Origin of the sequence: Tenacibaculum sp. M341 (assembly GCF_004337695.1) — a bacterium.
Taxonomy (GTDB): Bacteria; Bacteroidota; Bacteroidia; order Flavobacteriales; family Flavobacteriaceae; genus Polaribacter.
Genome location: NZ_SJXJ01000040.1, coordinates 1 through 8898, shown reverse-complemented (window position 1 = coordinate 8898; position 8898 = coordinate 1). Strand labels below are relative to the sequence as shown.

The 8898-nt window shown below is 30.6% G+C and carries 10 protein-coding genes and 1 pseudogene; 3 read left to right on the top strand and 8 right to left on the bottom strand.

Annotated elements, in window-relative coordinates; all coding sequences use genetic code 11:
- Nucleotides 1-116, top strand: a pseudogene (locus EYW44_RS22840) (IS5/IS1182 family transposase); the annotation flags it as partial.
- A gap of 57 nt (nucleotides 117-173) precedes the next feature.
- On the opposite strand, the gene EYW44_RS21715 reads toward EYW44_RS22840, so the two are convergent.
- From EYW44_RS21715 to lpxK, 8 genes are all read right to left on the bottom strand, one after another.
- On the bottom strand, nucleotides 174-626 hold the full coding sequence (locus EYW44_RS21715; protein WP_132727932.1) for a hypothetical protein: 453 nt from the start codon (nucleotides 624-626) through the stop codon (nucleotides 174-176).
- A 282-nt stretch (nucleotides 627-908) separates the two neighbouring features.
- Entirely contained in the window at nucleotides 909-1112 is a 204-nt protein-coding gene (locus tag EYW44_RS21710) for a hypothetical protein (RefSeq protein WP_132727929.1), read from the bottom strand.
- 46 nt (nucleotides 1113-1158) lie between these two features.
- Nucleotides 1159-2109 (bottom strand): cyclic GMP-AMP synthase DncV-like nucleotidyltransferase, encoded by a 951-nt coding sequence (locus EYW44_RS21705; protein WP_132727926.1) that lies wholly within the window; start codon nucleotides 2107-2109, stop codon nucleotides 1159-1161.
- Nucleotides 2110-2111: 2 nt separating this feature from the next.
- Nucleotides 2112-2549: a hypothetical protein gene (locus EYW44_RS21700; RefSeq protein ID WP_132727923.1), complete on the bottom strand. Its 438-nt coding sequence runs from the start codon at nucleotides 2547-2549 to the stop codon at nucleotides 2112-2114.
- Nucleotides 2549-3559 carry a CBASS cGAMP synthase gene (locus EYW44_RS21695; RefSeq protein WP_132727920.1) on the bottom strand — a complete coding sequence of 337 codons (1011 nt, stop codon included), beginning with the start codon at nucleotides 3557-3559 and terminating at the stop codon, nucleotides 2549-2551. The genes EYW44_RS21700 and EYW44_RS21695 overlap by 1 nt, the downstream gene beginning before the upstream one ends.
- 2 nt (nucleotides 3560-3561) lie before the next feature.
- Entirely contained in the window at nucleotides 3562-4575 is a 1014-nt protein-coding gene (locus tag EYW44_RS21690; protein ID WP_243643715.1) for a CBASS cGAMP-activated phospholipase, read from the bottom strand.
- Between the two features lie 285 nt (nucleotides 4576-4860).
- Nucleotides 4861-5319 carry a thioredoxin family protein gene (locus EYW44_RS21685; RefSeq protein WP_132727914.1) on the bottom strand — a complete coding sequence of 153 codons (459 nt, stop codon included), beginning with the start codon at nucleotides 5317-5319 and terminating at the stop codon, nucleotides 4861-4863.
- Between the two features lie 285 nt (nucleotides 5320-5604).
- Nucleotides 5605-6612, bottom strand: coding sequence for a tetraacyldisaccharide 4'-kinase (lpxK, locus tag EYW44_RS21680; protein WP_132727911.1), 1008 nt, complete (start codon nucleotides 6610-6612; stop codon nucleotides 5605-5607).
- A 158-nt stretch (nucleotides 6613-6770) separates the two neighbouring features.
- Between lpxK and EYW44_RS21675 the strand changes: the two genes are divergently transcribed.
- Together EYW44_RS21675 and EYW44_RS21670 are read left to right on the top strand one after the other, a co-directional pair.
- Entirely contained in the window at nucleotides 6771-7865 is a 1095-nt protein-coding gene (locus tag EYW44_RS21675; protein WP_132727908.1) for a Nif3-like dinuclear metal center hexameric protein, read from the top strand.
- Nucleotides 7866-7870: 5 nt separating this feature from the next.
- Nucleotides 7871-8641, top strand: coding sequence for a zinc ribbon domain-containing protein (locus EYW44_RS21670; protein ID WP_132727904.1), 771 nt, complete (start codon nucleotides 7871-7873; stop codon nucleotides 8639-8641).
- The last annotated feature ends 257 nt before the right edge of the window (nucleotides 8642-8898 follow it).

Genomic DNA, 8898 nt, shown 5'->3' with positions numbered 1-8898 from the left:
TTCGTTCTTTATTGAATAGATTTGACACCACAATTACTAGTTGGAAAGGCTTTAATTTCCTAGCATTTATTGTAATCGGATTAAAGAAATTTCATAAAATTGAAAAGTCAAGATGACTTCACAATAAAATCCCTATGCTATTTACACAACATAGGGACTTTATTTTTAATTTTTTATGCTATGGAAGCATCTGTTACTTTGTAGTTTTTGTAATACTGCATTAATATAAATGAACAGATTACTGATGATGCTACCCCTTCAATTGCTAAAGCGAAAACAATTAATGGTAAGCTTAAGTTTTGTATCCAAAAGGATGTGTTTTCTAATACTGCAATTAATCCACTATCTATAAAACCAACGTAAAAGATGAGTCCTACAATAGTAAATCCGACTGCCAATACCGATGTTCCAATTCCGATCGAAAAATTATTAATATACGATGATTCTTGGTTTACTTTAATATTTGTTTTTATAGCTCTGTTTATTCCCCAAAGCACAAAAACAAAATTTAATAAACGTAATTCTGAAACATCATCTAATCCTATAATTTTTGTTAGAAAAAAGAACCCTGCAATACCTCCGAAAATTAAAAGTGCATTGCTTAAGATAATTTTATTGTTCGACATAAGATTTGACTTAAATTATTTACTACTTAAAAATACGAAATATTCGAGCCATAATCAACTAACTAACAACACACTAATATTTTCTTTTGATTAATCGCTTAAATGTTTCGATTAAGGCTATTAGTTGGGTTTGTGTTTTTTAGTTTTTACGTAAAATAAAACCCCGCAACATTTTTTTAAATGCTATGGGGTATATGTTTGAATATTGTAATGACTTACTCTTACTCGGTACAGATTACAAATCTGAACTATCGCATGTGTAATATATCTGAGTAATTTAGTCTATTCATAAGCCTTAGGGTTATTACTAAAACTAATTTTTACAATACTATCTTTAAAATAATTAACTTTAATTAAATTCGTATGAACATTATCAAGAACTATTGATTTCCCCTCATTAATACTAAATTCAATTCCACTAAAGTCTGATAATTTTCCTAAATCAATAAAATCAGCGTAACCTGTACTTCTGTCTGTCGTTATCAAATATTTTTTTATTTTATCTTTAAACTTTACTCTCAATAAATCTTTATTAAAATCGGTTTCCAAAAATAATTTTCCATTCAAGAATAGCAGAATGTTGATTTTCATATTCGAGTACAGCAGATGCATACTCAATCATTTCTTTAAAATCATTATAGAAATACTCTTTCTGATTATTTGATAATCTACATAGTGTATCATCGTATGGAGCAACAGGCATTTTTGCTTCCCAATCTGATTGATAATTTTTGTCAAGATATTGAAATATCTTATCACTTGTAAACGTAAATGCCACATCATCTCTTTGATCTTCGTAATAATGTTCAATAACCCACAAGGTTAAGACCAAGCCACTAGGGAATTTTTTATTAGTTTGATATTTACGATAATCTGACCAAGCCTTTAGATATCTTATTACCCGGACTAACTGTGGTTTATTTTTAGTTTGAGATTTAAACCATTTGATAAAATCTTTTGGATCTGACTTTTGCCAGCCATTATGTTTACAACCAAAATAAATATTATTCCAATCTTTGTAGTAGATAGGTAAGTCGATATGAAAGTCTCTTACATAGTTAAGACGTACACACATCTTTTTTATCTCGACTCCTTTTGAAGTATGCCCTGTTAGTGCTTCTTTTATATGATACTGAATGGTACTAATCGCAATGCTAGGTTTTTCTTTGAAATAGACACCTAAATCTATATCACTAAAAGACCCCATATTTTCAACCATCGTTCCCATTTTGTAACTACCCTGAATAAAGAAGTCGATATAAGGAATATGATATTTATCATCGAAGTAATTAATAAGTTTAGTTCTGATAGTGTTGTGAGCACTTTTCAGATTTTTCTTTTTTTCAGAGCTAATAGATATAGTTTGATTAAAAGCTAAAAATTGCTCGTGAGAATTGGACTTGTCTGAGACTTTTACTTCGTCGGACGAAAACAATTTATACAAAGTATATCCTACTCCTGCTATTGCTAATATAGGCCACATAGTTAGTCCTCTTTCTTTTTTCTGCTATTATGTTTAACTTCGGGATGTAACCACATACCACATATTTTATATAATTCATAAAAAACAAACCACTCATGAGTCCAAGGTACAATCGTATCATAAAGATGATGTAAAGTCGAATCCCAAACCATATCGCTTTTGTGATATAAGCAAAGTGAATTATTATCTGGAAACATATGAATATCATCATTATAATCTATATCGTGACTTGTTACTATGGTAACAGGTGAGCTGAAAGGTCTATACTTAATCCTATAAGAATACGTATCTGATTCGGTAGTGGGTTGAAATGAACCGTAACAATACAACACACCGCTCTTTATTTTGCAGTTAATAAACTCATAATGTTTATTTAATAAAGATTTTTCAGCTCCAATTATTGCTAGTTGATTTATTTTTTTTGATTTGTAAAATGCCATTATCCACCGTAATTTTTGTGAGGCTTGTGGTCAACTCCTTCGTTCATTTGTATATGACCAGAACTGTTAAGCTTAGCGTTTCCAGTTAACACACTTGAAGCCGTTGAAAATAGCTGATTCATTAGTTTATCTATGTCTTTATCTTCTCCTTCAGGAAAGTAAGAACCTAAATGTGTTATCCATTTTTTACTCGCTTGTAGCTGATTGCTCTCATCTATGGCTTTTGTAGCATCATCGATGATTTTTTCCAAAGCATCAAGAAATTTGTCTTTGTCACCTTTGAAATTAGTTAGTAAATCATCGCCAGGTGTAGTTGGCATTACACAAGTCCAGTTTGCTTTTAAGCTAGTCTGAATGTTTTCTAAGGTTTCTTTTAAACTAATATCATCTCTATCGTTAGAAGATATGTTATTTGTAGCAAGCACAGTCATTGTTATTCCACTTGGCATTTTAAAAGAGCGAGTATCTCCCCAAGCTTTAAGGTAACGTACAATTCTTATAAGCTGACCTTTATCGTCCTTAATATTTTTAAACCAACGATTAAATTCACGAGGATCGCTTTCTGACCACTCTTCATTTTTAACAGCTAAATGAGGATGCTCGACATCATTATCTCTACTTGCTTTATAATAAACTGGAAGATCAATATGATATTCCGCTGCATAGTTTACACGAACACAGCGTTTGCGATGCTCTGGTGTAGTAGAAGTTGCATCCTTTACAGCTTCTTTTACCCATTTTTGTAATGTTGTTCCTGTCTCAGTTGGTTTAGGAAAGAAGTAAACACCATTGTCTAAATCACAAGTATTATCCTTGGTAAGTATCATTGTTCCCAAAGAGTAAGAACCTTGTCCTGCAAAGTAAGGTGTGTATTCTGAATGATTATCTTTAAAATAGTTGCGGATAAGGTCTCTAAGATTATCACGCGATGTCATCAGTTTCTTCTTCTTAGAATTACTAATATTTAAATTAGAATTGAATATTTGAAAAAGGTTGTGGCAATTTGACATAATTAATTAGTTATATAAGTCTTACTTGTTTTATAAAATTCCATTACATCATCTCTATTAGTATATGTATATCCATCTTGATCTCCTAAAGCTTTAAGAGTTTTAAGCGCCTTTTTATCTGCTCTATCCATTTCAAGTACAGCCATTTGCTCAGACGATAGTTTTGGGGATTCTAGTCTAATGTATTTTGAACGAGTGTAAATCTGCGGTAATGCTTTTGAAAGAAAAAAATGAGTAAAATAAGCTTGACCATCCATTGAGGTCTGAATTAGCTTAGATTTCCAACCAATAAACGAACGACGTTTTCGAATACCAGAAGCCCAACCACCTGCCTGTGAAACACTTGCTACGGATAGAATTTCTACATGAGTATAAGCTTTACCTTCTCCAACAAAATAGTTTATAGCTTCGAGCAAACCACACTGTGTAGGATTATTTGCCCACACTCCACCATCTACATAAAGGTTATCATCGTAGCTATGTATAGGTAGATAAGTAGGTGCTGCAGATGTAGCTAAAGCTGCATCGACCAATGGTATATCTTTATCCCTATAAAAATCACCCTCTTTGTGTGGATATTTGAACATACGTGGCATACCTGAGATAAGATTAAAACTAGGTATACATACCAAATTATTGAGTTCTCCTAAAGTGGTATTACCAAAAGAATCTTTTAGAATACGTTCGAGTGGTTTTCCTGAAAACTTTCCAAATAAAAGCACTTGCTTAACTCCATTCCATATGTTCTGAAAAAAACGACAGAAGCGATTATTAGCTGTAGGAAATATCTCACTTCCTTTATTTTTATATAAATCTACCAATTCTCTTGCTTCTTTCCCTGATGCTAATCCCAACGCTATAAGTCCTCCTGTTGAAGTACCGCATATCATATCAAAACAATCCCCTGATCTTTTTCCTGATTTTTCCTCTAATTTTTCTAATATTGAAGCACTATATAACCCTTTTATACCACCTCCGTCTATTGAGAGTATTTTAAATGGTTTATTTTCATTCATGTTTTTCATTATTTACATATCGTATATACCAAATCCTATACAAATTATAATTTCAAACACTAAATTATACATCTAATTCTATACAGATATGCGGAAAACCGTAATTAGAGAAGTGACTTTCCGCAAAAGATAATTTTTTGCAAACATCAAAATTCATGTGATACAAGTATTCAATAGATAAAAACAACAATCATCAACTTATAATTGTAACAAGATATATATATAATGTTGAAAAAGTACCTATTTATGACGATAAAGATTTAAGAAAGTAATATCAAAGCCCTCTTACTCAAAAGCCCTCACCACTTCCTCAAAAAATGGATAATAATACTCAGCCATGTATTTACCATTTTTCTGACCAAGTACATTCCCTTTAGCATCAATAATAACCATAGTAGGAAAAGAAGTTTGTTTGTATTTTTTGCTAAGCTCTTTATTTATTTTACGAGCATCTGAAGTAATTAAATCTCTATTTCTAGGAAAATCAGCCATATAAACAACCATTTTTTCCTTGGCGAAAGTTTCAAACTTTTCGGTATGAAATAGCTCTTTGTCTAATTGAATGCAAGGTCCGCACCAATCTGAACCTGTGAAGTAAATTAAAATAGGTTTTTGTTCGCTTTTTGCTTTTTCTAAGGCTTCCTTAAAAGTAGGTTCCCATATAACATGATTTGCAGTCTCTTGAGCAAAAGAATTTGATATAAAAGCAACTATAACAATTACAAAAAGTCCTATTCTATTCATTTTATTTTGATTTATTGTTGTTTGAGCAAAAACAATGCCACAATATACTAATTTTGTTTGTTTTAGATCTAGCTAGGAGTTGGAAGTTAGTAACTGGAAGGATTTTGTTCTCGATACAATTTTTCGCACCTCAAAAGCACTCGAACTGACAATTTAGGTTAAGGGTTGAGCAAAAAACAATTAGTAATTCGTAATTTCAAATTCAATAATTAAATACGTGCAAGAGTGTTTTAATTACTACTAGTCAAAATTGATAAATGATTACTGATAATTGTACACTGAGAGTTAATTTCTTAAACTTACATAATCTAAAACACAATCATTAAAACTTTGTTCATGCTCTAAAAATGTTGTTTCAATACCTATGTAAAATAAATTATTTAGCCTTCCTTTCAATCTTACATAATCCTTTTCAGTCGTCAAAATCATTTTTTGTTGAGAGACTTTTGTTATTTTTAAAATATCAGCGTCTGTAAAATTATGGTGATCAGGAAATTTTAGGTGTGTAAACTGAATTCCTTCCGAAGTTAAAAAAGTTAACAATGGTGCTGGAGCTGCAATTCCTGTTACCAAAACTATTTCTTTTTCTTTTAAAGATGCCAAAGAAACTTCCTCCTCCCCTCTTAAAAACTCATTGTAAACAATACTACTAAAAAATAACTGCTGATGCATTTGAAGTTGTAATTTCTTCTTCACTTTTAATTTTTCTGCATCCGTTAATTGCGGACATTTTGTAACAACAACAACATCGGCTCTTTTTGCTCCTCTTTTAGATTCTCTTAAATTTCCTGTAGGTAAAAGAAAATCATTAACATACAAATCATTGTATTTTGTTAGTAAAATATAAAATCCCGCTTTTACTTTTCTATGCTGAAATGCATCGTCTAACAAAATAACATCTGGATTCTTTTTTTCTTGTAACTTTTCTATCCCTTCTCTCCTGTTTGCATCTACCGCTACGGTTATGTTATCAAACTTAGAAAAAAACTGTAATGGTTCATCTCCTACATCTTCTGCGGTGTGAGTATTATTTACAATTTGAAATCCTTCAGTTTTTCTTTTATATCCTCTACTTAAGGTTGCTACTTTGTATTGATCTTTTAATAATCGAATCAAATATTCTATTTGCGGACTTTTTCCTGTTCCGCCAACACTTAAATTTCCCACAACAATTGTTGGAGTGGTATATGTTTTAGATGAAAAAAATCCTGACTCAAAAAAATGGTTTCGTATGCTTGTTACTACATCATAAACAACAGCAATCGGAAATAATAAAAACCGTATCAATTTCATATCTCAAAAGTAGTATTTTTGAATTACGAATTACAAATTATCATTTACGATTTGTAAATTTTTATTTTTATAATTTCGCAATGATTTCACTCGGAAAAGCGATATTAGTAGTATCATGATATTATTAATTTAAAACAACATTTCAGAATTTTACACAAATGACAATAAGAGATATTACCAATCACATAGAAGAATTAGCTCCGCTAGCATATGCTGAGGGTTTTGATAATGTAGGATTGTTAGTTGGTAACTATAACACCGAAGTTACTGGTGTGTTGGTTACCTTAGATACTTTAGAAGCAACTGTTGAAGAAGCTATTCAGAAAAACTGCAATTTAATTGTTAGTTTTCATCCTATTATTTTTAGTGGTTTAAAAAAATTAAACGGTAACAATTATGTAGAAAGAACCGTTTTAAAAGCCATTCAAAACAACATTGCTATTTATGCTACGCATACGGCTTTAGATAATTCAAACAATGGTGTATCTGCTAAAATGTGTGAAGTTCTTAGATTGGAAAACAAATCTGTATTAATTCCGAAAAAAAGCACGATTAAAAAACTGACTACTTATGTCCCTTTTAAAGAAGCAGGAAATGTAAGACAAGCCTTGTTTAATGCTGGTGCAGGAAATATTGGAAACTACGACCATTGTTCTTTTAACATGGAAGGTAAAGGAAGTTTTAGAGGTAATAATAATTCAAATCCGACTGTTGGACAAAAAGGTGAATTATGGTTTGAAGAAGAAACTTGTATAACGGTAACCTTTAATAGCTATTTAGAAGGAAAAATTTTAAAGGCTTTATTTGAAGCGCATCCTTATGAAGAAGTTGCTTATGAAGTAATTACTTTGGAGAATAAAAACCAACATATTGGAATGGGAATGATTGGTGAGTTTGAAACACCAATGGAGGAAGTTGCTTTTTTAGAGTACATTAAAAAAACCTTTAAAACAGGATGTGTTAGACACTCAAAACTCTTGAATAAATCTATTAAAAAAGTAGCTGTTTTAGGAGGCTCGGGAAGTTTTGCTATTAAAAATGCTCTACAGCAAAAAGCTGACGCTTACATTAGTGCTGATTTTAAATATCACGAGTTTTATCAAGCTGAAGAACGTATTTTATTAGCTGATGTTGGTCATTACGAAAGCGAACAGTTTACAAAAAATCTTTTAGTTGAGTATCTTACAAAAAAATTCACTAATTTTGCAATTATTTTAAGCGAAGAAAATACGAATCCAATACATTATATTTAATAAAGATGGCAAAAAAAGAAGTAACGGTAGAACAAAAGTTAAGAGCTTTATACGATTTACAGTTAATCGATTCTAGAATTGATGAAATTAGAAATGTTCGTGGTGAATTACCTTTAGAAGTAGAAGATTTAGAAGATGAAGTTGCCGGATTAAATACTAGACTTTCGAATTTAGCGCAAGATATTGATAACTTAAATAGTGATATTAGCAATAAAAAGCTTTCTATTGAAGAATCTAAGTCTTTAATAAAAAAGTACGAGGAACAACAAAAAAATGTTCGTAACAATCGTGAGTTTGATTCTTTAAGTAAAGAAACTGAATATCAAGAATTAGAAATTCAATTAGCTGAAAAAAGAATTAAAGAATTTAAAGCTAAAATTTCTCAAAAGAAACAAGTTGTTGATAGCACTAAAGATAAATTAAAGCGTCAAGAAGGTCATTTAAAAGCTAAGAAATCAGAATTAAATGATATTTTAAAAGAAACTGAGAAAGAAGAAAAATTATTACAACAAAAATCTGAAGAATATTCAGAGTCTATTGACAAACATTTATTAAATGCTTATACTAGAATTCGTAATAAAGTAAAAAATGGATTGGCTGTTGTTTCTATTGAGCGTGGTGCTGCTGGAGGATCTTTCTTTACTATTCCACCTCAAATTCAATTAGAAATTGCTAATAGAAAGAAGATTACTATTGATGAGCACAGTGGACGTATTTTAGTAGATGCTGCTTTAGCTGCTGAAGAAAAAGAGAAAATTGATAACTTATTTTCGTAAATAAATTATAACTCAATATATCAAAAAGGTCGAAAGTTTAAACTTTCGACCTTTTTTATTTGTGCATGTATAGTTAGTTAGCAGTATGCAGTGTTTAAGTATTCAGCTTTATCTTCTTGAACTTACTTCAAAAGAGAATGTCATCCTATGTTTGTATTAGGAATAAATTTTATTAAAGTTTTAGATTTAGAGATTTAATAAAAGGAGAAAGAACAAGACAAAAGCTCGTCATTAGTTTACAAAACAGTTCGCAATGG